Source organism: Pseudoalteromonas sp. 2CM39R, from assembly GCF_023161845.1.
Map to the genome: position 1 here is coordinate 161,421 of NZ_JALNTM010000007.1, position 25,333 is coordinate 186,753.

Genomic DNA, 25,333 nt, shown 5'->3' on the forward strand with positions numbered 1-25,333 from the left:
TATGAACGAGAACCTTGATAGCGCCTTGGCGGGCTTAGAGCTTGATGCTTTTGATGGATTTGATGATAAATCTGTTAACAAAACTAACGAAGGAAATATGTCATTTTTTCAAGATGTTCCTTTACTCGTCACTCTTGAAGTAGCAAGTACTGAAATTACCTTAGGCGAGCTTAGCCAAGCCAAAGAAGGCGATGTGCTTAAGCTAGACAAAGTAGCTGGTGAAGCGCTTGATGTAAAAGTGAATGGGGTATTTTTTGCTAAAGCAGAAGTGGTAATGGTTGAAGGGCAGTATGGTTTGAAATTTGCTCAAACAGATACCGCAAAGGATCAATAAACAAATGAATAAACGCGTAATTTTTAAAGTTAGCCTACTGTTGATCATGATGTTTTTACCAAGCTGGCTAAATGCGGAAGAACTTACGCTGTTTTCTCTAAAAGATACGGCCGACGGGCAAGACTATAGCGTTAAATTGCAAATACTCTTATTAATGACGGTATTGAGTTTATTACCTGCGCTACTGATGGTTTTAACGTCGTTTACCAGAATCATCATTGTATTGGCAATTTTGCGCCAAGCTATGGGGTTACAACAAAGCCCACCGAATAAAATTTTGATTGGCATCTCACTGATGCTCACCATGTTGATTATGCGACCAGTTTGGCAGGATATTTACCAAAATGCATATACGCCTTTTCAGCAGCAAACCATAGGGTTAGAAGAAGCTTTACTCACCGCAGAAAAGCCTTTGCGTGCTTTTATGCTTAGGCAAACTCGCGAAAGTGAATTACGCCAAGTGTTATTAATTGCCAATGAGCCAACCACACTCACCGCGCAAGAGATTCCGTTTGAAGTATTAATGCCTGCCTTTGTACTAAGTGAGCTTACTACCGCTTTTCAAATTGGCTTTATGTTATTTATTCCTTTTTTAATTATAGATTTAGTTGTCAGTAGTGTGCTGATGTCTATGGGTATGATGATGCTATCACCGCTGATCATTAGCTTACCGTTCAAGCTCATGGTGTTTGTACTTGCCGATGGCTGGTCAATGATAGCGGGTACGCTGGCAGCAACATTTGGAATGTCACCATGACCCCAGAAATGTCGGTAGAGCTTATTTCAAGCGCGGTTTATACCATAATAAAACTGATTTTAGTCTTAATTGTGCCGGGTTTAATTCTAGGTATTGTAGTGGCCATTATTCAAGGTGCGACCTCTATTCAAGAGCAAACCCTAACGTTCTTACCACGTATGTTATTAACCTTATTAATGGTAGTGTTTGCGGGGCATTGGATGCTACAAATTTTGATTGATTGGTTTGATAAGCTCAAATTTATGTTACCTGGAGTATTTGGTTGAGCTCATTACTTGCTTTAACGTCTACTGACTTAGTCAGCTGGATGGGCACGCTTTGGTGGCCATTTGTACGTTTTTCTGCACTTTTATGGTCTATGCCGGTATTTGACAATCCGGCAGTAACGCCGCGCTCTCGTATTTTAGTGTCTATGATGTTGGCTTTTTTAGTTGCTCCGCAGTTACCACTTGCACCTGCTATTGACTTGTTTTCTTTAGATGCCGCCATCTTAACCTTCGAGCAAATTATTTTTGGGGTAATGATGGGGTTATCGCTGCGTATTTTGTTTGAAGTAATGGCAATGATAGGGCTGATCTTATCCATGCAGATGGGTTTATCAATGGCGCTTGTTATGGACCCCGGTAGTGGTAACCAAGTGGCATTATTGGGACGGTTATTTTGGATTATGTGTGCATTACTGTTTTTTGCCGCAGATGGTCACTTAATAACTCTACAAGTTATGGTAGAGAGCTTTCATAGCTTTCCGATTGGTCGCAGTATTTATGAGTTTGATATTCAGGCGATTATTATGTTGTTTGCGTGGATGTTTTCCTCTGCTTTATTGCTGTCGCTACCAGGGATAGTCGCCATGTTATTGGTTAACTTAACCTTTGGTGTAGCAAGTAGGGCGGCGCCGTCATTAAATATTTTTGTATTGGGTTTCCCTATGTCGCTATTGATGGGGTTTTTCTGCGTATTTATGACCTTAGAGTACACAGGAAGTGCGTTTTCAAGGCTAACGTATCATGTACTAACAACCTTTGCACAAGCGATGAGGTAGCGGTATGTCTGAAAATAGCTCGCAAGAAAAAACAGAACAACCCACAGAGAAACGGCTAAAAAAAGCCAAAGAAGACGGCCAAGTCGCGCGCTCAAAAGAGCTCAATACCGCTATTTTATTAATGGTCAGTATTGCTGGGTTATTGTGGTTTGCCAATTTATTTTACAGCTTATTTGTTAACTTAATGAACAGTACTATGGTGCTGGATCATACGATTATAAATAATAAAAAAATGATGCCCATCGCGTTGGGCGAGGCCATTATGAATATGCTATCAACCCTTACGCCGTTTTTATTATTAAGCTTTTGCGCAATGTGGATCACTGGGTGTTTACCTGGCGGGTTTGTGTTTTCAAAAAAACTCGTGGCGCTAAAAATGAGCAAGCTCAACCCACTAACCGGGTTAGGCAAAATGTTTGGTAAACAGTCGTTAGTTGAGCTACTTAAATCAATACTAAAAATAACCTTACTGGCGATTTGCTTATATACCTTTTTAACTAAGCTGTGGATGCAGCTGATGATGTTACAAAACTTAGATATAAAAGTGGCGATAGGCCAAGGCATTGAGTTGTTATTTTTATCGTTAATGATCACGGTAACTTTACTACTTTTTATTGCAGTTATTGATGTGCCTTTTCAGCAAAAACAGATTGCCGATAAAATAAAAATGACCCACCAAGAAGTAAAAGAAGAGCGTAAATCTTCAGACGGTAGCCCTGAGATAAAAAATAAAATTCGGCAAATACAATATCAGCAATCGAATAGAAAAATTGAAGAGCGTGTTCCCACTGCCGATGTGATTGTCACCAACCCTACTCATTATGCTGTGGCAATAAAGTACAGTGAAGAAGCGGCTAAAGCCCCTTATGTTGTCGCTAAAGGCGTAGATGAAATGGCGCTGAGAATTCGCGAAGTGGCCCGTATGAATAACAAAGAAATAATAGAAATCCCTGCATTAGCACGGGCTATTTATTTTTCGACTCGGGTCGACCAAGAAGTGCCCAACGGCTTATACAGTGCGGTTGCCTATGTACTGACCTATGTATTGCAATTAAAAGCATACAAGCAAGGACGTGGGCAAGCACCTGCAGCTTTACCTGAATTAACAATCCCTAAAAACTTACAGAAACCTTAGATGTTGGAGTTATAATTTGAACTGGCGCAGTTTTACTCAACCTTATACCGCTATTCCTATTTTGTTGTTAGCTGTTTTGTCGATGGTTATTTTGCCATTACCAGGATGGCTATTAGATGCATTGTTTACCTTTAACATTGTATTGTCGGTGATTGTATTGTTAGTCGCTGTGTCTACTAAAAAGCCGCTCGATTTTTCTGTATTTCCGACTATTTTGTTAGTCGCCACCTTGATGCGTTTAACCCTAAACATTGCTTCAACACGTGTGGTATTACTGCATGGCCATGAAGGCTCAGATGTGGCAGGTCGCGTTATTCAAGCGTTTGGTGAAGTGGTTATAGGCGGTAACTACGTCGTTGGTATTGTGGTGTTTGTTATTTTAATGGTGATTAACTTTGTGGTTATTACCAAAGGCGGTGAGCGTATTTCTGAGGTGGCTGCACGCTTTACTCTAGACGCCATGCCCGGTAAACAAATGGCAATTGACGCGGATTTAAATGCCGGATTAATTGGCCCTGAGCAAGCAAAAGAGCGACGCAGTACTATAGCCCAAGAAGCCGATTTTTATGGCTCTATGGATGGTGCATCTAAGTTTGTACGCGGTGATGCTATAGCTGGCTTAATTATATTAGTGATCAACCTGTTGGGCGGTGTTTCAATAGGTGCTTTTCAACATGGTTTAAGCTTAGCCGAAGCGTTTCAGCGTTTTGCACTGTTAACCATAGGTGATGGCTTAGTTGCGCAAATTCCTTCGTTATTACTCGCGGTTGCTGCTGCAATTATTGTTACGCGTATGAACGATGAAGGCGATGTAAGTGAAGCAGTAGGTAAGCAGTTACTTGCCTCTCCACGTGTTATTTTTACTGCTGCTTTAATTATGGTTACGCTTGGTATTGTGCCTGGGATGCCCACTGTCGCCTTTTTAGGGTTTGCCGCGCCATTATTTTATGTTGCTTGGCGATTACAACGCTCTCTCCCCGATAACTCTTTAATTGAAGCCGAACAAATGACCGACACTATTTTAAGTGAGCAACAGGCTAACTTAGAATGGGGAGATATTTCTCATGTTGATAAGTTGTCGGTTGAGCTTGGCTTTCGTTTGGTTTATTTAGCCGATAAAGACAAAGGGGAAGAGCTGGTAAAAACCTTAAGAGGTGTGCGTAAAAATCTCTCTGAGCAACTTGGGTTTTTATTACCGGAGATCAGAATAAAAGATAACCTAAAATTAAACCCACAAGAATACAAAGTAAACTTAGCCGGTGTGCCTGTTGCAAGTGCTAATGTAAACGCCAAAGAACTACTCGCGTTAAACACCGGCGATGTATACGGCAGCTTAGATGGTGAATTAACCACTGATCCTGCTTATGGGCTTGAGGCTGTTTGGATAAAAGATGACAGTAAAACCCAAGCATTGAATATGGGTTACTCAGTGGTTGATTTAGGCACCATTATTGCTACTCATACCGGCAAAGTGATCAAAGAACATTTAGATGAGTTATTTAGTTATGAAGACGTACAAAAGCTTAATGAGCGACTAAAAGAAATCTCACCTAGCTTAGCCGAAACCTTCGAAAAAGCATTACCGACTAATTTACAGCTAAAAGTGATTCGTTTACTACTAAAAGAACACATAAGTATTAAAGACATAGTTACTATCGCCGGCACATTAATAGACAGTATTGAGGTAACTAAAGATCCGATTTTACTGGTTTCAGACGTACGCTGCGCACTGCAAAAAGTATTGGTAAAACAGGTGATGGGTAATCGTGATGAACTCAGTGCCTATAGCTTAGATGAAAAACTAGAAAGCACCTTACAAAGCTCACTTGATCAAGCTATGCAGGCTGGCAAAGTTGTACTAGATAGTTTTGCGGTAGACCCTAATTTACTAGGGCAATTTCAACGCACAATGCCGATGATAGTCGAAGACATGAAATCAAGAGGGGTAACGCCTACATTAATTGTGGTGCCGCAGCTTCGGCCGCTATTAGCTCGTTACGCAAAAACCTTTACTAAGGGTAGCTTAGTTGTTCTTTCTTATAATGAAATTCCAGATACCATTCGGGTAGATATACTCGGTTCGTTGGGATGAATGATTGTAAAATGAGCATAAAATGAACTGGCTATGAATTTTATATAGTAATATTTGCATTTAATGATATTTAACTATAGTCTGTTGTTTTTATTGTACATAGTTACTAGTTTTTATATTGGTTTAAAATAATGCTTAAGTAAATTAAATGGCAAACTATGCGAAAGCATAGGACGCAAAGCTCCCAGTCTAAGGCTATCGCTACGATCGTGGGGTTACATTAACTTAGTGATATTCATTAATACTGTGTTTGTATTTGTTGTATTTCGCTATTGATTTAAAAAACTTAATTGTTCTATTTAACTTTATACGGAATATACATGAATAGATTAACTCAGCTGATTAAATTTGCATTGCCCTGTGCTGTGTTTATGTCCTCGCAGGGACACACATCAGAGCAAAACCTGGTGCAAAACTACGAAAACTCTATTTGGTCAGTAAATAGTAACCCGTTTGCGTGTTCACTCAAACAGCGCTTTGATAATTATGCGTTACTTGAAGTAAAAACCCTCCCAGCAAAAACTCAACAATTGGAATTTACTTGGCTTTTACAAGATAAACCAATAGTAGGTTTACACGTTTTATCTCGTAAAGCAGATTGGCAATCTGCAGATACCATTCTTACTGCCGTGAACTTTGTATCCTCTAATGTCGAAGATAACAAGGTGCAATTTTCTGCCGATATGACCGCATTACTTCGTGTGATTAAACAAGGCGGTTGGTTAGACACGCTAGTAAGCTTTGGTGATGAACAACTTCGCCTGACCTTTACTAATACCCATAGCGATGAAATAGTTGCCGATTATCAACAGTGTTTAGCTAATTTATCGCCGCTTTCTTGGGAGCAAGCACGCGATCATCAATTACAGTTTGCCAGTGGGCAGCGCACAGTAACAACGGCTAAAGATCTTAAATTTTTAAAAGATTTAGTGCGTTACATTTCTTTAGACAGTCGCGTAAGTAAAGTGCTAGTTGATGGCCACACAGATAATACGGGCTCGCCGCTGTCAAATCGGTTGCTTTCAAAAGAAAGAGCAGATGACGTAGCTGCCAGACTTATTGAATTTGGCTTACCCAAAGACATGTTAGAAGTAAGAGCGCATGGTCAACGTTATCCCATTATAAAAAACTCGGAGCAGGGCGCATCGTCTAATCGCCGTGTTTTAGTTCGTCTTTTCCGACACTCAAGTTAATTGCACTGCAAAGGAAAAATATGAGTCAAAGATACCTTTTATGGATCAGTGAGCAGCAGCCAACGCCTGAGATTCAGCAAGTTGTATTTGCCGAAAATTTTAAGTTTCTGCATACAAACTCCATCAGCGATGCGGTTAGCCACTGCCTTATAAGTAAGCCAGAGCTTGTGTTTGTTGATGCGGATACTCAACAACTCGAACTGGTTGAATTAGTAAAATTACTGCGTAAAACATGTCCCACTTCGCAAATTGTGACGTTAGTCGATTCTTCACAAAGTGAAATTGCTTCAAAAACTATTAATAACGGTGGCGCTGTTGATTATCTCTTAAAACCTTTCTTTGCTGAGCAGCTTAAAAAAACAATCAGAAACACTGATTCAATGAAGCATGGGTTTGAAGATTTAATCGCTGTTTCAACTAAGTCACAACAAGTACTGCGTTTAGCTAATCGAGCTGCCCAAACATCGGCAGGGGTGTTAATTACCGGCGAATCGGGAACAGGTAAAGAGAAGTTAGCGCACTTTATTCATAAATCCTCAGACCGTAAAGATAAGCCATTTATTGCAGTTAACTGTGCTGCAATCCCAGAAAATATGCTCGAAGCCATGTTATTTGGATTTAATAAGGGGGCATTCACCGGTGCGGTGAATGCTCAGGCAGGTAAATTTGAGCTGGCCAATGGCGGTACTATTTTACTGGATGAAATTACTGAGCTGCCATTGGATTTACAAGCTAAATTACTGCGGGTATTACAAGAGCGAGAAGTTGAAAGACTCGGCAGTCATCAAAAAATAAAATTAGATATACGCATTATTGCCGCCTCTAACCGCATATTGCGTGAACAAGTTGAGCAAGGCGCTTTTCGTGAAGACTTATTTTACCGTTTAGATGTATTACCGCTTAGTTGGCCTGCACTTCGGGATCGTGTTGATGACATCATTCCATTGGCTCATCACTTTATCAAAAAATATGGTAACTCTGAGTTTCACATTAGTAAACAAGCAGAAGATGTGATGCTTTGTTACAACTGGCCGGGCAATGTACGGGAAATTGAAAACGTGATTCAACGTGCATTAGTTATGGCCAGAGGTGTTGAAATTCAGGTTGAAGATTTAAATTTACCGCAATGTTCACCTGCAGCGGCGGCTTTTTGTGCCACGCAGTTAAAGGAGAATAAAAAGCAGGCGGAGTTTGATTATATATACAGTTTATTGAGTCGGTTTAAAGGTCATCGTACTCAAACAGCACAGGCGCTTGGCGTAACTACCCGAGCATTAAGATACAAAATTGCCGCTATGCGTGAATGCGGTATTGATATTGATGCAATTGCATAATTTGAAGGAAAAAAAGAATGTCGCCAATTGAAAGTCAACAAATGATGCTGGGCAAAATGATGGATATGCAAAAACTTGCAGGTCCAGAGAGCATAGAGCCGGCTGCTATCAGTAATCAAAATGTAAATATTAGTGAAGACTTTAAGCATGTTATTCGCTCTATCAACGCCCAACAAAATATTGCCGGTGAAATGGTTAAAGCCGTTGATACTGGTGAAAGTGAAGATGTGGTAGGCGCAATGATCGCCAGTCAAAAAGCGGGGCTTAGTTTTTCTATGCTGATGGAAATGCGCAATAAAGTGCTCAATGGCATTGATGATGTCATGCGCATGTCACTGTAGAGGCTGATATGAAAGGAGAATTAGCAAAAGTACCTGAGCAAAATGAGAGCAACCTAAAAGAAAGAGTGGTTAATCTCTCCAACAAATTAAACTTCGGCAACTCAGGTGACAGAAGTGTCGCGACCATTGCTCTACTAGCGACATTAGTAGCGGCTACTATAGTCCTTATTTTATGGACCTCGGCTAAAAACTACGTACCGCTTTACGGTAATCAAGAAAGCTACGATAAAGCCAATATTTTAGAAATTTTAGATAAAGAACAAATCACGTTCCGCATCGATACCGATAGCGGTAATATTTTAGTGCCACAAGAAAAACTGGCTGATGCACGAATCACGCTTGCGGCTAGAGGAATAAAAGCCTCTATGCCTGAGGGTATTGAGAATATTAGCGACAAAGTGTCTATGGGCACCAGTCAATTTATCGAATCTATGCAATACCAGCATGCCTTGGAAGGTGAGTTGGCACGCACCATTATTAACATGCAAGGCATACGCAATGCGCGGGTGCACTTGGCAGTCCCTAAGCGCAGCTTATTTGTTGGGCGTACTGAGCAAAAAACCGCAGCGTCTGTGATGGTTGATTTAGCGCCAGGACACGAACTTAAACCAGAGCAAGTGGAAGCCATTATTGCACTGATTATTGGCAGTGTGCCTGGGCTTGATTCTCGTTCTGTGTCGGTGGTAGATCAGCGTGGTAAATTACTCAGCGGCGACTTATTTGATACCACTCCAGTAGGCAAAGAAACCGATAAAAAGCTCGCCTTTATTGAAAAAGTTGAGCGCAACATAGAGCAACGCGCATCTATTATGTTGTTGCCAATTTTGGGTGAAGGTAATTTTAGAATTCAGGTTTCTAGTGATGTTGATTTTAGTGTGGTTGAAGAAACACGTGAAATGGTTGACCCACAAAATGTATTAACACAAGAGTTTATTAAATCTGATAGCACCCTAGATCAGCTGGCGGCTGGTATTCCGGGCTCTTTAGCTAATGAGCCACCTGTGCCTAACGAACAAGCTGAAGATGAAAACAACGAGCGAACTTCACAACGAAATGAGAGTAAACGACAGTTTGAAAATGGTCGCTCGGTAACTCATACCCAATTTGAAGTAGGCCGCATTAAAAACATGAGCTTATCGGTACTTATTAATGAGCAAGTAGCTGGAACAGCTGATGGCTGGAGCGAAGAAAAGCTGGCTTCATTAGGTGAAATGGTAAAAAAGGCCACGGGGTTTAACGACGCACGCGGCGATCAATTCAACATCACTAGCTTTGCCTTTGTAGAACAAAAAATACTAGCCCCAGGTGAAGGTCTTGAATGGTGGCAAATGCCTGAGCTTAAAGAGTATGCCCGTTATATTGTGGGTACTTTAATTAGTTTATTGCTGATTTTATTTGGTGTGCGCCCTTTAGTTAATCACTTAATAAAAGGTAAAAGTAACGAAGCAAACAACGCCATGGCAACCGCTGATAATGAGGTTAAATCAGCCTCTACAACAGAAAGACAAAGCAGTCCGCTTGATGACGCCATTAATGCTAAATCGCAAATAGAAAACTTAACCGCCAAAGAAGGCGCAGGCGAACATCAAAATATGTCGTTACCGCAAATAGGCAATGACTTTGAAGAACAAATAGCGCACATGCAGTTACTTGCTAACAAAGAAACCGAGCGTGTTACGTCGGTAATAAAATATTGGGTAGAACAAGGAGTTGAAATTGAATCAAGAAAAGCTTGATAAAGGCTCACAATTACCGGCGCTAGATCGCGCCGCTATTTTATTGCTAAGTATGGGCGAGGAAAATGCCGCCAGTGTCATTCGTAAATTAGGCCGCCGTGAAGTGCAGGCTATTTCTGAGCGTATGGCTAAAATTTCAAACGTTACTCAACAGGATGTTGCAGGCACCTTGAGTGAATTTTTTGATTGCTACCGCAATGAAAGTGGCGTCAATGGTGCATCGCGTGTGTATTTAGAGCGAGCACTCGATAAAGCCGTCGGTAGAAAGCTTGCCAAAACTATGCTTGATGATATTTATGGTGGTGCCATGAATGACGATTTACGTCGTTTAGAGTGGATCCCGCCTGAACTTATCGTGCGCTTTTTAGAGCAAGAACACGTGCAAATGCAGGCGCTGTTTTTGGCTTTTTTACCGCCAGAGCAAGCCTCTGCCATTATTGTGCTGTTTCCAGAATCCAAGCACGATGACTTACTTTATCGTATTGCGAGTCTTCGTGAAGTGAGTGAACACGTTATTGATGATGTGCGCTTAACGCTTGAATCGTGTATTGAATTTGTTGGCCGCCAAGTTGGCGCGCAGGTCAATGGCGTCGATAAAGCAGTTGAAATTATGAATCGTTACAACGGTAATAAGAGCCAAATTATCGAACTAATGAAAAAACATAACACTAACGTGGCTGATGAAATACAAGAAAAAATGTACGATTTTGACAGCTTAATTAAGCAAACAGACGAGACATTAACCTTGTTGCTTAATGACATTCCTGATGAGTTATGGACGATGTCATTAAAGGGTGTAAACAGTGAGTTTTTAGCGCGTGTTTTAGGTGCACTACCTAAACGTTTAGCGCAAGTGTACCAACAGCAAATTGACGGATTAAGTGCACAACCACTGAGCAAAGTGATTGCCGCCAGAAAAGAAATTATGTCGATTGTCAGAGACATGAGCAAACAAGGTGATATTGAATATCGCTTATTTGAAGAAGAGACTGCAGGCTAACTATGAGTCAAGCATTTAGGTTTCCCACTTTAAATAAAAATGAGCAACATCAAACGCTGCAAGAGCGTTTAGATGCTGCTCAGCGTGTTGGTTTACAGCAGGGCTATGAAGAAGGGCTCGCGCAAGGGGCTGCCAATAAGCAAAGCGAATTAGAGCAGCAAATGGAGCAACAAATAGAGTTGCGTGTTGCTGAGTGTCTTGAAGCGCAAAAAACACAGCTTATTGAACGTTTTAACACTTTATTCGACAAAGCGAATAACGAACTACTTAACTTTAATGATGAGTTTAAACAAGACCTTGCCTTGATGATAAGCAGGTTAGCAGAGCACGTTATTGACTGCGAGCTAAAAGTACGCCCCGAAATACGCGCGCAGCTGATTGAAAAAGCCATTACCTTGCTTAGCAATCGCGATGTAGTAACAAAAGTTATGATCTCAGGGGCTGATCGCCACTGCTTTAATGATGCGCGTTTAGCTGAATTTTCGGTGCCGGTTTACTTTGATGAGGCTCTGATCAGTGGAGACGTTGAACTGGTGGCAGAGCAACAAACACATCGGTTTTCTTTTTCAGAGCGCCTACAAAGCTTACTGGATGAAGTGATACCTGAAATACTCAAAGCGCAGCCACATGACTAACCCCCTACACACTAGCTTAAAATCTGCGCTGACAGCGCTAACCCCGCCTGAATTAGTTAAAAGCTATGGTCGTTTAACACGAGTTAATGGTTTAACACTTACCGCGACGGGTGGGCAATTCGCTATGGGCGAAAAGTACCAAGTTGAGAGTGTTGACGGTCACTGGTATGACGCTGAAGTTGTGGGTTTTAATCTAGATGAAGCCTATTTAATGCCCTTGAAAAAAATACAAAATTTATATTCTGGTGGGCGAGTCAGACCAGTTATAAAAAACAGCCATGTGGCTATTTCAGAAAAGCTATTAGGGCGAGTAATTGATGCGCAAATGCTACCCATTGATAACCTAGGCCCACTTGAACAAGACAGCACAAAAAGCGCCAGTAAATTGGGTAACGATTATTCTTTAACGCCACTGGAGCGCAAAGGCGTTACCGAGCCGTTAGATGTGGGTATTCGCGCTATTAATAGCCTATTTAGTGTGGGTAAAGGCCAGCGTTTAGGGTTATTTGCAGGTTCGGGTGTGGGTAAAAGTAAATTACTTGGCATGATGACCCGTTTTACCTCGGCCGATGTAGTTATTGTAAGCCTAGTCGGTGAGCGTGGTTGGGAAGTAAAAGATTTTATTGAGCAAAGCTTGGGTAAAGAAGGGTTAAAAAAGGCTATTGTGATTGCATCCCCAGCGGACGATTCTCCCTTATTGCGTATTAAAGCCGCCGAGCTTAGTCATAAACTGGCGGCCTATTTTAGAGATAAAAACTCAAATGTATTGCTATTAATGGACTCATTAACCCGCTATGCGCAAGCACAGCGTGAAATTGGCCTATCGGTAGGCGAGCTGCCCGCATCTAAAGGGTACCCGCCATCGGTATTTAGTAAATTAACCCAGTTGGTTGAAAGCTCCGGTAATAGTGAAAAAAGCAAAGGCAGCATGACCGCCATTTATACGGTATTAGCTGAAGGCGACGATCAACAAGACCCAATAGCCGATAACGCCCGAGCAATTCTTGATGGCCATATAGTATTGGATCGCACCCTAGCAGAAAAGGGCCACTATCCGGCCATTAATATTGGTTCATCGATTAGTCGAGTGATGCCAAATATAGTGAGCGATGAGCAATTGAGCTTTTGTTATAAATTGAAAAAACTTTATAGCCGCTATATGCAAGTACATGAGCTTATACCTTTAGGGGCGTATCAGGCAGGTAAAGATCCGGAACTCGACAGTGCGGTAAATTTGTATCCAAAAATCGAATCATTTTTATGCCAAGGATTGAACGAACAAGTGGATTTTTCACAGTCAGTGAATCAGTTAAATGCAGTGATGGGTGAACTGAATGCTTAATAAATTTTTAGGATTACAACAACAAAAATTAGATAAAATGCTGGCCGAGCAAACTCAATTACAACAAAGAAGTAACTTAGAGCAGCAGCGACTATCGCAGCTACAGCAGCACATAAACAGTATGGTTAAAAACCAGCAAATGAGCTCGGCGCTAAGCTTACAAAATTTATCAGGGATGAAACGCATTTTGTCTGGTTTGTCAGCGCAGCAACAAGCGCGGATTCATGATTCACAGCAAGATGAATTACGTCAACAGCAAGCTTGTTTTAAGCAAATGAGCTTTACCAAAGGCATAGAAGGGATAGTAAGCAACAGGCACCGTGCTTTTCAAAGCCAAGCGCAGCAACAAGAAGCTAAAGTTTTAGATGAAATGGTCAGCCAAGCACATAGTCGTACCCTACATAAATAACTGCTAATTTTTGCTACAATGGCGACAAAGTAATTTAGGGTAAATAGCGTGCTGCCGGTTCAAGAAATATATAACTCACTCATTGATGCATTAAAAGCCAACCCAATCACCTTACTGCAAGCGCCACCTGGTGCAGGTAAATCAACGTGGTTGCCATTACAGCTTATGCGCGATGGGCATTATAAACACATAGTGATGTTGGAGCCTCGGCGCTTAGCTGCACGTAATATTGCCAATTATTTAGCGCATTGCCAAAACGAAACGCTGGGGCAAAGTGTCGGTTTACGGGTGCGAGGTGAGAGTAAAGTAAGTGCGAACACGCGCCTTGAAATAGTCACCGAAGGCATGCTGACACGCATGTTACAAAATGACCCTGAGCTCAGTGATGTTGATTTACTGATTTTTGATGAGTTTCATGAGCGCTCTATCGCAGCAGATACCGCGCTGGCTTTTGCTTTAGAATCGCAAGCGGCGCTACGTGAAGATTTAACCATTATGCTGATGTCGGCCACCCTCGATAGCGATCGTTATACCGCATTTTTTAATTGCCCAGTTATTCAGTCAAGCGGGCGAAGTTACCCGATTGACGAAATATATTGCCCAATAAAAGATGAAAGCCGCTGGCTTGATGCCATCCCCGCTATTATAAAACAAGCACTCAATGAGCAAACCGGCAGTGCGCTGGTATTTTTACCCGGCCAACGAGAAATACTGCGCGTGCAACAAGCATTGAGCGACTTACCTAGTAACTGCCTAGTCGCCACTTTATTTGGTGAGCAAGATAAAGCCAATCAACAAGCTGCAATAGCACCTGCGCCTCAAGGGATGCGAAAAGTAGTACTGACCACCAATGTTGCCGAAACCAGCTTAACCATTGAAGGCATTCGAATTGTGATTGATAGCGGCAAGCGCCGTGCAGCCAGCTTTAATTTAAAAACCGGTGTAACTGAGCTCACTACGCAAAGTATATCGCGTTCATCGGCAGTACAACGCGCAGGGCGTGCAGGACGAATAGAACCAGGGGTTGTGTATCGGTTAGGTTCCAAACAAACTTTTGAAAGACGAAACAGCCACGATAACCCTGATATTCTTACCTCAGATATTAGCCAACTGATGCTTGAGGCGAAGCAGTGGGGCGCAAGTATTAGTGAACTCACCTTACTTGACCCGCCGAGTGAGCAACAATGCAGCCAAGCTACTAATTTATTATCTATGCTTGAAGCTATAGATAGTAACGGTAAGCTCACCACGCTGGGTAGTAAAATGTTGGGCTTTGGTGCCGATATTCGCTTAGCGCATATGTTATTAAAAGCGCAAATGTTAGAACCACAGTTAAGTGGGATTTATCGCTTAGCTATTTATTTAGTGGCCTTACTAGAAAGCCGAGTTAGCACTGCCAATGAGCTCAACCTAGCACTGCATAGTCAACAACAACGACCACATCCGGTGTTTAAGCAGCAATTAAATTATTGGTTCAAACGCTTAAAATTTACCGACAGTCGTACAGGTTTAAACACTGAACATTTAAGCTTATTAGTGTCGCTTGCCTACCCTGATCGCATCGCTAAAAAACGTGGTAATGGCTACTTATTAGCAAATGGGGCAGGGGCTGAACTAAACCCTGACTACTGGCATAATGACGAATATATAGCTATTGCCAGTATGGGCGGACATAAAGGCGGGCGTATTTTTGCGGCCACGGCGCTAAATCCATTTTCGCTTAAAGAGTATTTACCGTATTTATTCACTGAGTTAACCCGCTGCGAGTTTGATGAAAAAGCCGCTCGGTTTATTCATCAAGATGAAGTAAAACTTGGGGAAATTACCCTTAGTAGCCAACCAAGTAAACATAAGCTTGATAAAACAGAGCGCACCAAGGCATGGCTTAGTTTGTTTGCCAAACAGGGCTTTTCACTGTTTAACGAGCAAAAAGAAAGTGAGCAGTTACTTATTAGAATGTGCTTAGCTAGTAAATTGATGCCAGAACAGTTTCCTATTATTAGTCAGCAGCAGCTCATTGAAACAGCAGGTGATTGGTTAGGGGTATACCTTGAAGATATTAAAACCCTTGAGCAACTTAAAAAGTTTAATTATTTTGAGGCACTACAAAATTGTTTTAATTGGCAACAGCAAAGCGAGCTAAAATCTTTACTCCCACTGCGGCTAACAGTACCAAGTGGCTCTAACATAAAAATTGAATACCAACTTGATGGACCTGCCAAGCTTAGTGTGCGCATGCAAGAAGTATATGGTTTAACCAGCACGCCTATGTTAGCTAACGGTAAATTAACACTGCTAATGGAGTTGTTATCTCCAGGCAAGCGTTCACTACAGTTAACTCAAGACTTAGCACATTTTTGGAATAGTAGTTACCGCGAGGTACAAAAAGAGATGAAAGGGCGCTACCCGAAGCATTTTTGGCCAGACGATCCTGCCAATAGCGTTGCCACCAATAGAGTAAAAAGCAGAATGTGATCACGCTTTCTTAACTTTACTTAATGTTAAATGTTGACCATGCAAATAACGAACTTTTTTGGGCGTTTTACAAGCGACTAAACTACTATTACTTTAATGCTGACATTTTACAGAGTAAGACTTACTACGCTAGTGTAAATATGAGCCGTAAGGTAGCGAGCGTTTGTAACTAATTGAAGGCGCAGCTAACAATCTAAAAGTGATAATGGAGGGAACATGCATGAAAGGCGTTATCTTTAGAGGGCTTGAGGCACTGGTTATTGAAAAATGTGGCATGGCTGCATGGGACGACTTACTTGAAAAAAATGCACCTGAAGGTCGTGTTTATATTTCTGCAGAAAGTTATCCAGATGAAGAAATAGTTGGTTTGGCACAAGATGTAGCAACTGCACTTTCTATGTCTATGCCAGAGGTATTAAAGGCCTTTGGAGAGTATTTATTTTCTCACTTAAAGGCACGTCACCCAGCTATAGTAGACAGCTTTAATAGTTTTGCTGATCTCATTATTAGTATTGATAAAGTAATTCATGTTGAAGTCGCTAAGCTTTATCATGAGCCTAATTTACCTGAAATTGACGCCCAAATTATTGAAGACGGGTTTATTTTAATGCGTTACAACTCTAAGCGACAGCTTTGTATGTGCGCCGAAGGGCTTATTTTTGGTGCTGCGGCTCATTATGGGGTTGATGCTAAACTTAATCATGCCCAGTGCATGCATAATGGGTTTGATTCGTGTTTAATTGAAATAAAATATGAGACTCCCCATGGCTGAAGACGACTACAATTATAAAAAAGCGTATTTGCGCGAAAAATCAGCCAGAGATCAATTAGAAACCCTACTAGAAGACAAAACACGGGCGTTGTTTATTGCTAATCAAGAGCTGGAAGAAAAGCTCGAAACGGTCAAAAACCAACAAATAACCTTAATGCAAAGTGAAAAAATGGCCACATTAGGCACACTTTCTGCTGGCATGGCTCACGAAATAAATAATCCGCTTGCTTACATAACCAGTAATGTAGCAAGCATAAAATTTATAAAGCCCGTGTTGGTTTCGTTAATGACGGCGGCTCAACAATTTGTAGATAAATCGATTTCAGTAACGCAGTTAGAGTCTATTTTAGTTCAGCTCAACCGAGAGAACGACTTAAGCTTTATTGTGGATGATATTGATGACTTAGTTGATGATACTCAAGAGGGCTTAGAGCGTATCGCTCATATTGTTAGTAATCTTGTCGACTTTGCGAGCCTAAAAGACAACGTAACAACAATGGCAGATATTACAGAATCATTAAATGGCACGCTAAAGCTACTCGAAAACCAGCTGGGAACGTGTGCTATAGAGTTACACATTGAAAAGTTACCCCTAACACAGTGTAATATATCATCGATGAAACAAGTCTTTGTAAACTTATTAATTAATGCCAAACACGCTTGTGATGACTTGCACGATCAGCAAGGAAAAGTAACTATTAAACTGTTTGCCAATAAAAACAATATTTACATAGAAGTGGCAGATAACGGCTGTGGGATGGACGCTGATACACTTAAACAAATGTTCGATCCTTTCTTTACCACTAAACCCGTAGGCCAAGGCACAGGTATGGGAATGGCTATAGTTTACAATGTACTTAAAGAGCACAATGGCACTATAGAGGTTGAAAGTGAAGTGGGTAAGGGGTCTTTAATACGTTGTGTAATACCTATTACTACATAACTTTGTAAGCTTAAAGTTTACAATATAGGCATAGCTACAAAGTGTGTTGTGGCTATTCAGCTTAGGTATTAGTATCTTAACTCGACACTTCTTGTCCGCCGTGTTGCTCGGCTAAATCATCAAGTTCGGCAACGGTATAATCAAACCCGCTTTCATCATATTCGTAGCTTACTTTAACGCTGTCGCCGCCATTAAAAAGACGTGTTTTTACGTCATTGACTGGCCAATCTTTTAATTCGTGTAAAAAGCGATTGGCCACTTGTGATGACTCAAATCGGTAACTAATCTCTGTTTTCATAAATAATAACACCCTGATAATTTTACCCCCGTAGTTTGTTGATTTTTACCAAGGAGTCAAGTTATCTACTTTAAAAGAGTAATAAATTATGACTTTATAGATACTTATCAGTCATAGTAATCTAAATTGGAGTGTTAACAGTATAAAGCTGTTTAAAAAACAATAACCATATAACAATAACGGAGTAGGCAATGAAATATTTAGTGAGCTTAGTTGGGCTTATCGCTTTTTTAATGGTGGTACTACCGGGACCCCTTTATAAATTTAATATTGTTGAACTAGGCACTGCTTTTGCCGGTTTTAGATTAGGTGTTTATGTTGGTGGGGCAGCATTAGCCTTATTACTAGTTCAGGTGCTATTTATGCGTAAAACAGTGAGCTTAGCCAGTGCAGTGATCACTGTTATTTTTGCAGCAGTTGCTATTGCAATGCCGCTTAACATGATGAATACAGCAAAAAGTGTTCCGCCAATTCATGATATTTCTACCGATTTAATTAACCCTCCTGAGTTTGTTGCGGTTGTGCCTTTGCGTGCTGATGCACCTAATCCTGTTGCATACGCCGGTGAAGAAACGGCAGCGCAACAACGAAAAGCATACCCAGAGCTAAAATCGCTCGAATACAACCAAACGCAACTAGAGTTAGTGGCAGCCACAACAAAAGCCATGGAGAACCTTGGTTGGGAACTGGTTAATAGCGATGTTAATAATGGCATTGTTGAAGCAACAGACACCACAACCTGGTTTGGCTTTAAAGATGATGTTGTCGTGCGAATTAACGACAAAGGCAGTAAGCGTGTGGTAGACATACGCAGTAAATCTCGCATTGGTAAAAGCGATTTAGGCAAAAATGCCCAGCGTATTAAAACCTTGATTGACGAGTTAAACGCCGTTGTGGTGCAGTAATATCTAAAAATAGAATAGCCCAGCATTATGCTGGGTTTTTTGCAGTTGCTAGGTCAGTTCATGTTCAGAGCTGATAATGCATACTGTGTGAGTTATAAATTTTAATAAACTATGGAGTTATTATGAAAACAGTCGGATATGCAGCAAAAAGCCAAGGTTCTGAACTTACAGAGTTTTCTTTTGAGCGCCGCGATTTACGAAATAACGATGTAGCAATAGAGATTTTATATTGTGGTGTCTGTCATTCAGACTTACATGCAGTGCGAAACGATTGGGGTGGCAGTAAATACCCATTAGTACCAGGGCACGAAATTGTTGGTAAAGTAATTTCGGTTGGTAGCGATGTTACTAAATATCAGCAAGGCGATACCGTTGCTGTAGGCTGTATGGTTGACTCATGTCAAAGCTGCGACCAATGTCATAATCACGAAGAGCAATTTTGTCGTGAAGGCATGGTTGGCACTTACAGTGGCAAAGACAGAATAAATGGTGAAATGACTCAAGGTGGCTACTCTAAGCATGTAGTGGTGCGTGAAGAATTTGTGCTTTCAGTACCTAAAAATTTAGAGCTATCTCGCGTTGCGCCTTTATTGTGTGCTGGCATTACTACTTACTCACCGCTGCATAAATGGGGTGTTAAAAAAGGCAGCCGTGTTGCAGTTGTCGGCCTTGGAGGGCTTGGCCATATGGCGGTTAAAAATGCCGTGGCAATGGGTGCAACGGTTACGGTTATTGGCCGCACTGAATCTAAAAAAGAAGATGCTATTGAGCTAGGTGCAAAGCACTATTTAGTGTCGAACAACGATGATGAAATGAAAGATGCGCAATCAGCGTTTGATGTGATCATTGATACTATACCGGTAAAGCACGACCTATCACTGTATACACCGCTACTTGATATTGATGGCACGTTAGTGATTGTTGGCCAAGTAGGCCCTGTTGATGAGCTAAACACAGTGCCATTGTTAATGGGTCGTCGTCGAGTGGCAGGATCCTTAATTGGTGGCATTGCAGAAACACAGCAAATGCTCGACTTTTGTGGTGAGCACAATGTATTACCTGAGTGTGAAATGATCAATATAGATGAAATTAACACCGCTTATGAGCGCATGGAACGCTCAGATGTGCGCTACCGTTTTGTTATTGATATGGCGTCGATTGACGTATAATTAATTAAAATAATGAATATAACAAGAGCCGCTATACGCGGCTCTTTTTATACTTAATACGCTGCAGCCGTTTGTTTTGCGCTTTTATTGTTTATTTGTATAAAGCTAAGCCACCACATAAATAACCCGCCTAAAAATAATGCTCCTGCAACATACCCGGTTTGATTTGGTTGTGCCCCTTGTGCAATAGCAATGCCGCCTACCCATGGGCCAATTGCATTAGCAATATTAAAAGCACATTGTACGAGAGCACCAATCATGGCATGGCCATTGGGCGATACATCCATTAACAGTGTTTGCACTAAAGTAGAAAGCCCTAAGCTACAGCCAATAAAAAAGATCACCAGATAAAGTAAGTAAATATTATAGCTGGCACTTACATACGCAAATGCAAAAATAATAGTTGAGGCGAGGGTTAGTCCCGTGGTTTTAATTGCCGATTTATCGGCTGCTTTTCCTAGTATGTAATTACCGAGTGTGGAGCCAATACCAAACATCACCATCGCAATTGAAATAGTATAGGCGGGTGATTGGGTCACATCTAAAATAGTGTCGGCCACGTAGGTATAAATACAAAATACGCCACCAAAACCAATAATAACAATACCCAAAATAGACCAAACCAGTTTATTTTTTAATACCCCTAACTCGTTTAGTAAATTAGATTTTTGAGTATTTTTAACATTGGGTACCACGTAATAAACAAAAATAAAGGCAATAAACGCCAGTACACCTGCCCCGGCTAAACAATAACGCCAACTCAAATTTTGCCCAACGAGCGTTACTACGGGTACGCCTACAATGGTTGCGACTGTCAGCCCCATAAATACTTTTGACATAAAGCTAGCACGCTTTCCAGCAGGCGCTATATCTGAGGCCAATAACAAGGCTGCGCCAAAATATGCGCCATGGGGTAAACCACTTAAAAACCGAAACAGCACAAGTTGCTCTAATGAGCTAGCTAAGGCGCTTAAGCTATTAGCAATACACATTAAACTTAAAAATAGTAACAGCGCTTTTTGTTTACGCATGTTTGCTGTTGCCAACATTAAAATAGGCGCGCCAACAACCACTCCAAGAGCATAAGCACTAATGGCATAACCACTTTGTGATGGGGTACTACCAAATGCTTCACTAATTAATGGCAACATAGGCATCATAGAAAATTCAGATAAACCCAAAATAAAGGTGCCTAGCGCAAGTACAACTAAAATAGCGGCTCTATTGGGCTGACTCGACGGCGATGTAGTATCAACGGCCATGTAAAATCCTTGAAGGTATTGAATAAAATTTAATAGCAAACAAAACGCCTGTACGTTTAAAAAATACAACACACACGTTTATTTAAAATTGAATATGGGAATGAGGAATAAAGAGGCTGGCATTTTAAATTAAAAGCCTCCTCCCGTCATGGTCTAAATCATAGTTTAAGATGAATAAAATTTAACTTAAGCAAACGAAAGGCTGGTTTATATGGGCTTGCAAGCCACTCGCTCATTAAAAACAAGATATATTAGATTTAAATGTAATGCTAACTTGACTTTTTGTATGGTATGAATGATATTTGTAAAGTAAACATTACTTTTGAAACAGGATTAAAGCAATGAAAACAGAATTAAATTTAAAACAACGCCAAATTAAAAATACTAGCTACTTGGTTAAATGTACCTTGATTTGGTTACTCACCTTAGCGTTATGTAGCTTTGGCCCGACATTAATTTGGGATCGCGCCGAGATAATTAGCGGCTTTTTTATAGTTGTAAATGTAATAGCCGGCATTGTAATGATTTTGGCTAACAAACGTTACTTACAGGGGATGGATGAGCTGATGCAAAAAATACATCTCAGTGCCATGGGGTTTACCCTAGGTGCAATATTGGTAGGTGGGCTTGCGTACACTAATTTGCAATTGAGTGGCTTAATTGATTTTAAAGCACAAATACCCGATTTAATGTTTTTAATGGGGGCAGTGTATTTAATTAGCGTGTATGTGCTTAATAAACACTATTGCGCAGGTGATGAATGAAAAATCGATTAAAAGTATTAAGAGCCGAGCATAACTACACCCAAGCAAGGTTGGCCGAGCTGCTAGATGTTTCTCGCCAAACTATTAATGCGATTGAAAAAGGTAAGTTTGATCCCAGCTTGCCACTGGCCTTTAAGGCAGCAAGGTTGTTTGAGTTAAAAATAGAAGATATTTTTGACGACGAACAGGGTTAAAAATTAACAAAGTGCGACAATATGTCGCGCTTTTTAGATTGCTACAGCAAGTATAATTTACCCACAAAAATTTTGTGGTAAATCAATAATGACTGATAAAAAAAATTCTTTAACCTCTTATTTATTATCCCCTTTAGCGCTTGTTATAAGTAGCGTATTATCGCCAGTTGCTTTTGCAGATGACACCTCAATTGAAGTGATTGAAGTGCACGGCCAAGCACAAAATAAACACCTATCATTAGGCTCATCTGAATCGCTATTAACCGATTTAGGAGTGGACTTTTCAGCCGCCGGTGGCATGGCCAATTTACCTGTTTTAAATGGTTTAATGGGCGATAGAGTGGCGGTACTGGTTGATGGGGCGCAAATCACCGCCGCCTGTGCTAACCAAATGAACCCGCCACTGTCTTATATTTCAGCTAATCAAATTAGTAGCTACAAAGTGGTTGCAGGTGTTTCTCCAGTAAGCGCGGGAGGCGATAATATTGCAGGTGTGATTGCTGTTAATTCTATTTCACCTCAGTACAGTAAAAATAGCGAACTTGCATGGCATTCAGGTTATGTGTCAGCCCAGTACAACACCCTTGATAACGCCAAAAAGGTCGGCGCAGGTATGCGCATTGCCAGCGATGTACTCAGTTTTAATTATCAAGGTGCTTATAGCGATGCTAACAGTTATGAAGATGGTAACGGCGATTTAGTGCTCGACACCCTATACCGCGCGCAAAACCATAGTTTAAGTGCTGCCATGCGCGATGATAAGCAACAATTAGTGGTTAAGCTAAGCCATCAAAAAATACCCTATCAAGGCTTTGCTAATCAATATATGGATATGACAGATAACACCAGCTATGGCGCTGTTGCTCAGTATAAGCGCGCTTTTACAAACAGTGAGCTTGAAGCGCAGTTAAATTGGCATAACGTAAAGCATGAAATGGGATTTTTTAGCGCAGAAAAACCCGGAAAAATGCCCATGAAAACCGACGCCGAAGATATAAGTACCCAGTTAAAATGGCGACTAGCGCTTGATAACAACAGCCAGTTACTACTCGCGCAAGAGTATCACCACATGAAATTAGATGACTGGTGGCCTGCAGTTAAGGGCTCAATGATGATGGGACCAAATGACTATAAAAATATTAATAATGGCCGACGTCAGCGTATTGCTTTGCTTGCTGAATATGAAAGCCAACTAAATACTCGCTGGTGGTTAAATGCAGGCATTCGATTTGAAAATGTAATGACCAACACTGATGATGTACAAGCATATAATGCAGGCATGGCTGCAATGAATGCAATGGCTATGGCGATGCCAAGTGATGCAATGGCGGCTAAAAAGTTTAATAACCAAAACAAAAAACAAACAGATAATTTAGTTGATGCAAACGTGCTGATTAATTATCAACTAAGCAATAACGACGAACTACAAATTGGCTTAGCCCGTAAAAATCGTGCGCCTAATTTATACGAACGCTATAGCTGGGGCGTAGGTAATATGGCCACCACCATGATTGGATGGTACGGCGATGGCAACGGCTATATTGGTAATATAAACCTTAAACCAGAAACCGCACACACGCTTAGCAGCACGTACACCCGCATGGCAAAAGATGACAGCTGGCGTATAAGTGCTAACGCTTGGGTGAGCGACGTGAATGACTATATTGATGCCAACATAGTAAGAAGCTTTAACCGCACAGCGCTTGCTGCCAATACCCGTAATGTACTTATGTTTAATAACATAGATGCCAGGCTTTATGGTGTAAAGCTAGATGCGGTTTTAGCACTGCATGAGTCTAAGCAGTATGGTAGCTGGTCGTTAAAAGCTAATATTACCAACACCCGTGGTAAGCGCGACGATACGAATCAGCCGCTTTATCAAATTAAGCCGCTGCAAACCCAATTTACTATTAATCAGCAAATAGGCCGCTTTGAAAACGCACTCACGTGGCAGTGGGTCGATAGTAAAACCCGCGTAGACAGCAACCGCCTAGAAAACCAAACTGAGCAGTATCATTTACTTAATTTAAGCTCAAAAGCCAGTTGGGATGCACTTACCGTGAGTGTTGATATTACCAATCTGCTTGATGAATATTATGAATTACCACTTGGTGGCGTAAGTATTGCTGAGTTTAAACAAGATATGTCGCAGGGCTTTAATCAATTAGCAGGGCAGGGGCGCTCTATAAATTTAGCCATGAGTTACGCGTTTTAAGGTGATAGATTAAGGTAGTATCAGCCGTCAGATTCGATTTTAGGTTAATCGAGTCTGACGGTTTATTGCTATTAATTTTTAAGTTTGCTTGTGACAAAATTCTATAAACTGCTTTAACAGCGGGTTTTTGTACTTGTCTTTATGCATCACTAACCAAAACTGCCTTTGCATGGGGTGGTTTAAATTAAGCTGTGTAACACGGCCATCTTTTAGGGCATATTGCGCAGCAAGTGATGATAAACATCCTAACCCTAAGCCATTTGCTACACAGTTTATAAGCGCTTCAGTGGTATTGAGCTCTACGCTTTGCGTCCAATTTTTAATTTGTGGCGCAAGGCTATGTAAAAAGAAAGAGCGCGAGCCGGATCCAGTTTCTCTTAATACCCATTGGCTACTATTTAAGTCGTTAAAGCTAAGTTGCTTTTTTGCAGCCAATGGGTGGTTTATTGGCGCAATAATACACATGGCGTCATGGCTAAACACACTAGAGACTAAATCGCTTTGGTGGGCTTGGCCCTCAATAAGTGCTATATCGAGCTCGTAATCTATAAGTTTTTGACAAATAAGCGTCGAATTGGAAATCAGTATTTGTTGCGAGTAATGCTGTTGCTGCGCTCTAAAGTTGCTTAACAAAGCAGGCAATACATGATTACCAATCGTATCGCTGGCACCAATTTTTAAAGTTCCGCTGGCAGGAGCGTTGTCTAAAAATAAGTTATCGATAGTATTTGCCCGATTTAATAGTTCATCAGCAAGGGGCAGTAGTTTTTGCCCTTCTTGATTTAATAGTAATCGGTTATTTACACGATCAAATAACGGATGGCCTAACTGCTTTTCAAGTTCGCTAAGTGCCATACTAACCGCCGCTTTAGATAAAAACAGTGACTCAGACGCTGCTGTAAGGGTGCTGTGCTGGGTTATGCCTACAAACACCTTGAGCTGTTTAAGGGAAATATTCATGATTTTACGTTTTGTTTTTATGAACG

The 25,333-nt window shown here is 41.0% G+C and carries 25 protein-coding genes and 1 riboswitch; of the genes, 22 read left to right on the top strand and 3 right to left on the bottom strand.

The window, feature by feature from the left end; all coding sequences use genetic code 11:
- Position 1 precedes the first annotated feature (1 nt).
- The 17 genes from MTF66_RS17140 (at position 2) to MTF66_RS17220 (ending at position 17,540) form a co-directional block, all read left to right on the top strand.
- Positions 2-334 carry a FliM/FliN family flagellar motor switch protein gene (locus MTF66_RS17140; RefSeq protein ID WP_054202067.1) on the top strand — a complete coding sequence of 111 codons (333 nt, stop codon included), beginning with the start codon at positions 2-4 and terminating at the stop codon, positions 332-334.
- 4 nt (positions 335-338) lie between these two features.
- Complete coding sequence (gene fliP, locus MTF66_RS17145; protein WP_010391186.1) at positions 339-1,091, top strand: flagellar type III secretion system pore protein FliP; 753 nt, start codon at positions 339-341, stop codon at positions 1,089-1,091.
- Positions 1,088-1,357, top strand: coding sequence for a flagellar biosynthetic protein FliQ (locus MTF66_RS17150; RefSeq protein WP_010391187.1), 270 nt, complete (start codon positions 1,088-1,090; stop codon positions 1,355-1,357). Before fliP ends, MTF66_RS17150 begins: the two co-directional genes overlap by 4 nt.
- The gene (gene fliR / locus MTF66_RS17155) at positions 1,354-2,133 is read left to right on the top strand and encodes a flagellar biosynthetic protein FliR (RefSeq protein ID WP_138620876.1); all 780 of its coding nucleotides are present in this window, start codon (positions 1,354-1,356) and stop codon (positions 2,131-2,133) included. Before MTF66_RS17150 ends, fliR begins: the two co-directional genes overlap by 4 nt.
- Positions 2,134-2,137: 4 nt before the next feature.
- Positions 2,138-3,268 carry a flagellar biosynthesis protein FlhB gene (gene flhB, locus MTF66_RS17160; RefSeq protein WP_138620878.1) on the top strand — a complete coding sequence of 377 codons (1,131 nt, stop codon included), beginning with the start codon at positions 2,138-2,140 and terminating at the stop codon, positions 3,266-3,268.
- Between the two features lie 16 nt (positions 3,269-3,284).
- The gene (gene flhA, locus MTF66_RS17165) at positions 3,285-5,360 is read left to right on the top strand and encodes a flagellar biosynthesis protein FlhA (RefSeq protein WP_138620880.1); all 2,076 of its coding nucleotides are present in this window, start codon (positions 3,285-3,287) and stop codon (positions 5,358-5,360) included.
- Positions 5,361-5,500: 140 nt separating this feature from the next.
- Positions 5,501-5,583: riboswitch (cyclic di-GMP riboswitch) on the top strand.
- A gap of 97 nt (positions 5,584-5,680) precedes the next feature.
- The gene (locus MTF66_RS17170) at positions 5,681-6,553 is read left to right on the top strand and encodes an OmpA family protein (protein WP_138620882.1); all 873 of its coding nucleotides are present in this window, start codon (positions 5,681-5,683) and stop codon (positions 6,551-6,553) included.
- A 20-nt stretch (positions 6,554-6,573) separates the two neighbouring features.
- Positions 6,574-7,887 carry a sigma-54 dependent transcriptional regulator gene (locus MTF66_RS17175; RefSeq protein WP_138620884.1) on the top strand — a complete coding sequence of 438 codons (1,314 nt, stop codon included), beginning with the start codon at positions 6,574-6,576 and terminating at the stop codon, positions 7,885-7,887.
- A 17-nt stretch (positions 7,888-7,904) separates the two neighbouring features.
- A complete protein-coding gene (locus MTF66_RS17180; protein WP_248527698.1) occupies positions 7,905-8,228 on the top strand; it encodes a flagellar hook-basal body complex protein FliE in 324 nt (107 codons plus the stop codon).
- Positions 8,229-8,236: 8 nt separating this feature from the next.
- Positions 8,237-9,964, top strand: a complete 1,728-nt coding sequence (gene fliF / locus MTF66_RS17185; protein WP_138620886.1) for a flagellar basal-body MS-ring/collar protein FliF — start codon at positions 8,237-8,239, stop codon at positions 9,962-9,964.
- Entirely contained in the window at positions 9,945-10,964 is a 1,020-nt protein-coding gene (locus tag MTF66_RS17190) for a FliG C-terminal domain-containing protein (RefSeq protein WP_064663153.1), read from the top strand. Before fliF ends, MTF66_RS17190 begins: the two co-directional genes overlap by 20 nt.
- A gap of 2 nt (positions 10,965-10,966) precedes the next feature.
- Positions 10,967-11,599, top strand: coding sequence for a FliH/SctL family protein (locus MTF66_RS17195; RefSeq protein WP_036956808.1), 633 nt, complete (start codon positions 10,967-10,969; stop codon positions 11,597-11,599).
- On the top strand, positions 11,592-12,941 hold the full coding sequence (locus tag MTF66_RS17200) for a FliI/YscN family ATPase (RefSeq protein WP_036956811.1): 1,350 nt from the start codon (positions 11,592-11,594) through the stop codon (positions 12,939-12,941). The genes MTF66_RS17195 and MTF66_RS17200 overlap by 8 nt, the downstream gene beginning before the upstream one ends.
- Positions 12,934-13,350, top strand: coding sequence for a hypothetical protein (locus tag MTF66_RS17205; protein ID WP_036956812.1), 417 nt, complete (start codon positions 12,934-12,936; stop codon positions 13,348-13,350). The genes MTF66_RS17200 and MTF66_RS17205 overlap by 8 nt, the downstream gene beginning before the upstream one ends.
- A gap of 48 nt (positions 13,351-13,398) precedes the next feature.
- Positions 13,399-15,825 (top strand): ATP-dependent helicase HrpB, encoded by a 2,427-nt coding sequence (hrpB, locus tag MTF66_RS17210; protein ID WP_248527699.1) that lies wholly within the window; start codon positions 13,399-13,401, stop codon positions 15,823-15,825.
- Positions 15,826-16,045: 220 nt separating this feature from the next.
- On the top strand, positions 16,046-16,597 hold the full coding sequence (locus MTF66_RS17215) for a heme NO-binding domain-containing protein (protein ID WP_138620894.1): 552 nt from the start codon (positions 16,046-16,048) through the stop codon (positions 16,595-16,597).
- Positions 16,590-17,540 carry a sensor histidine kinase gene (locus MTF66_RS17220; RefSeq protein ID WP_109875576.1) on the top strand — a complete coding sequence of 317 codons (951 nt, stop codon included), beginning with the start codon at positions 16,590-16,592 and terminating at the stop codon, positions 17,538-17,540. The genes MTF66_RS17215 and MTF66_RS17220 overlap by 8 nt, the downstream gene beginning before the upstream one ends.
- Positions 17,541-17,616: 76 nt before the next feature.
- On the opposite strand, the gene MTF66_RS17225 is transcribed toward MTF66_RS17220, so the two are convergent.
- Entirely contained in the window at positions 17,617-17,838 is a 222-nt protein-coding gene (locus tag MTF66_RS17225; RefSeq protein ID WP_008108632.1) for a hypothetical protein, read from the bottom strand.
- Positions 17,839-18,029: 191 nt separating this feature from the next.
- Between MTF66_RS17225 and MTF66_RS17230 the strand changes: the two genes are divergently transcribed.
- Together MTF66_RS17230 and MTF66_RS17235 are read left to right on the top strand one after the other, a co-directional pair.
- Positions 18,030-18,743, top strand: a complete 714-nt coding sequence (locus MTF66_RS17230; RefSeq protein ID WP_055011680.1) for a DUF1499 domain-containing protein — start codon at positions 18,030-18,032, stop codon at positions 18,741-18,743.
- A 122-nt stretch (positions 18,744-18,865) separates the two neighbouring features.
- The gene (locus MTF66_RS17235; RefSeq protein WP_138620898.1) at positions 18,866-19,912 is read left to right on the top strand and encodes an NAD(P)-dependent alcohol dehydrogenase; all 1,047 of its coding nucleotides are present in this window, start codon (positions 18,866-18,868) and stop codon (positions 19,910-19,912) included.
- 53 nt (positions 19,913-19,965) lie between these two features.
- Here the strand turns inward: MTF66_RS17235 and MTF66_RS17240 are convergent, their stop codons facing one another.
- Entirely contained in the window at positions 19,966-21,174 is a 1,209-nt protein-coding gene (locus MTF66_RS17240; RefSeq protein WP_055011682.1) for an MFS transporter, read from the bottom strand.
- A gap of 341 nt (positions 21,175-21,515) precedes the next feature.
- Here MTF66_RS17240 and MTF66_RS17245 point away from each other — a divergent pair, with 341 nt between their 5' ends.
- The 3 genes from MTF66_RS17245 to MTF66_RS17255 all read left to right on the top strand — a co-directional run bounded on the left by MTF66_RS17245 (position 21,516) and on the right by MTF66_RS17255 (position 24,347).
- Entirely contained in the window at positions 21,516-21,938 is a 423-nt protein-coding gene (locus MTF66_RS17245) for a hypothetical protein (protein ID WP_010391213.1), read from the top strand.
- Positions 21,935-22,132, top strand: coding sequence for a helix-turn-helix transcriptional regulator (locus MTF66_RS17250; RefSeq protein WP_008108814.1), 198 nt, complete (start codon positions 21,935-21,937; stop codon positions 22,130-22,132). The genes MTF66_RS17245 and MTF66_RS17250 overlap by 4 nt, the downstream gene beginning before the upstream one ends.
- A gap of 88 nt (positions 22,133-22,220) precedes the next feature.
- Positions 22,221-24,347, top strand: coding sequence for a TonB-dependent siderophore receptor (locus MTF66_RS17255; RefSeq protein WP_138620900.1), 2,127 nt, complete (start codon positions 22,221-22,223; stop codon positions 24,345-24,347).
- Between the two features lie 78 nt (positions 24,348-24,425).
- Here the strand turns inward: MTF66_RS17255 and MTF66_RS17260 are convergent, their stop codons facing one another.
- The gene (locus MTF66_RS17260; RefSeq protein ID WP_193049127.1) at positions 24,426-25,307 is read right to left on the bottom strand and encodes a LysR family transcriptional regulator; all 882 of its coding nucleotides are present in this window, start codon (positions 25,305-25,307) and stop codon (positions 24,426-24,428) included.
- Positions 25,308-25,333 lie beyond the last annotated feature (26 nt).

Coding starts and splice junctions, on each gene's coding strand:
- MTF66_RS17255 (WP_138620900.1), top strand. CDS start 22,221: ATGACTGATAAAAAAAATTCTTTAACCTCTTATTTATTATCCCCTTTA.
- MTF66_RS17250 (WP_008108814.1), top strand. CDS start 21,935: ATGAAAAATCGATTAAAAGTATTAAGAGCCGAGCATAACTACACCCAA.
- MTF66_RS17215 (WP_138620894.1), top strand. CDS start 16,046: ATGAAAGGCGTTATCTTTAGAGGGCTTGAGGCACTGGTTATTGAAAAA.
- fliF (WP_138620886.1), top strand. CDS start 8,237: ATGAAAGGAGAATTAGCAAAAGTACCTGAGCAAAATGAGAGCAACCTA.
- MTF66_RS17195 (WP_036956808.1), top strand. CDS start 10,967: ATGAGTCAAGCATTTAGGTTTCCCACTTTAAATAAAAATGAGCAACAT.
- MTF66_RS17175 (WP_138620884.1), top strand. CDS start 6,574: ATGAGTCAAAGATACCTTTTATGGATCAGTGAGCAGCAGCCAACGCCT.
- MTF66_RS17205 (WP_036956812.1), top strand. CDS start 12,934: ATGCTTAATAAATTTTTAGGATTACAACAACAAAAATTAGATAAAATG.
- fliP (WP_010391186.1), top strand. CDS start 339: ATGAATAAACGCGTAATTTTTAAAGTTAGCCTACTGTTGATCATGATG.
- MTF66_RS17230 (WP_055011680.1), top strand. CDS start 18,030: ATGAAATATTTAGTGAGCTTAGTTGGGCTTATCGCTTTTTTAATGGTG.
- MTF66_RS17245 (WP_010391213.1), top strand. CDS start 21,516: ATGAAAACAGAATTAAATTTAAAACAACGCCAAATTAAAAATACTAGC.
- MTF66_RS17260 (WP_193049127.1), bottom strand. CDS start 25,307: ATGAATATTTCCCTTAAACAGCTCAAGGTGTTTGTAGGCATAACCCAG.
- MTF66_RS17220 (WP_109875576.1), top strand. CDS start 16,590: ATGGCTGAAGACGACTACAATTATAAAAAAGCGTATTTGCGCGAAAAA.
- MTF66_RS17240 (WP_055011682.1), bottom strand. CDS start 21,174: ATGGCCGTTGATACTACATCGCCGTCGAGTCAGCCCAATAGAGCCGCT.
- MTF66_RS17150 (WP_010391187.1), top strand. CDS start 1,088: ATGACCCCAGAAATGTCGGTAGAGCTTATTTCAAGCGCGGTTTATACC.
- MTF66_RS17235 (WP_138620898.1), top strand. CDS start 18,866: ATGAAAACAGTCGGATATGCAGCAAAAAGCCAAGGTTCTGAACTTACA.
- MTF66_RS17140 (WP_054202067.1), top strand. CDS start 2: ATGAACGAGAACCTTGATAGCGCCTTGGCGGGCTTAGAGCTTGATGCT.
- MTF66_RS17170 (WP_138620882.1), top strand. CDS start 5,681: ATGAATAGATTAACTCAGCTGATTAAATTTGCATTGCCCTGTGCTGTG.
- MTF66_RS17180 (WP_248527698.1), top strand. CDS start 7,905: ATGTCGCCAATTGAAAGTCAACAAATGATGCTGGGCAAAATGATGGAT.
- MTF66_RS17200 (WP_036956811.1), top strand. CDS start 11,592: ATGACTAACCCCCTACACACTAGCTTAAAATCTGCGCTGACAGCGCTA.
- flhB (WP_138620878.1), top strand. CDS start 2,138: ATGTCTGAAAATAGCTCGCAAGAAAAAACAGAACAACCCACAGAGAAA.
- MTF66_RS17225 (WP_008108632.1), bottom strand. CDS start 17,838: ATGAAAACAGAGATTAGTTACCGATTTGAGTCATCACAAGTGGCCAAT.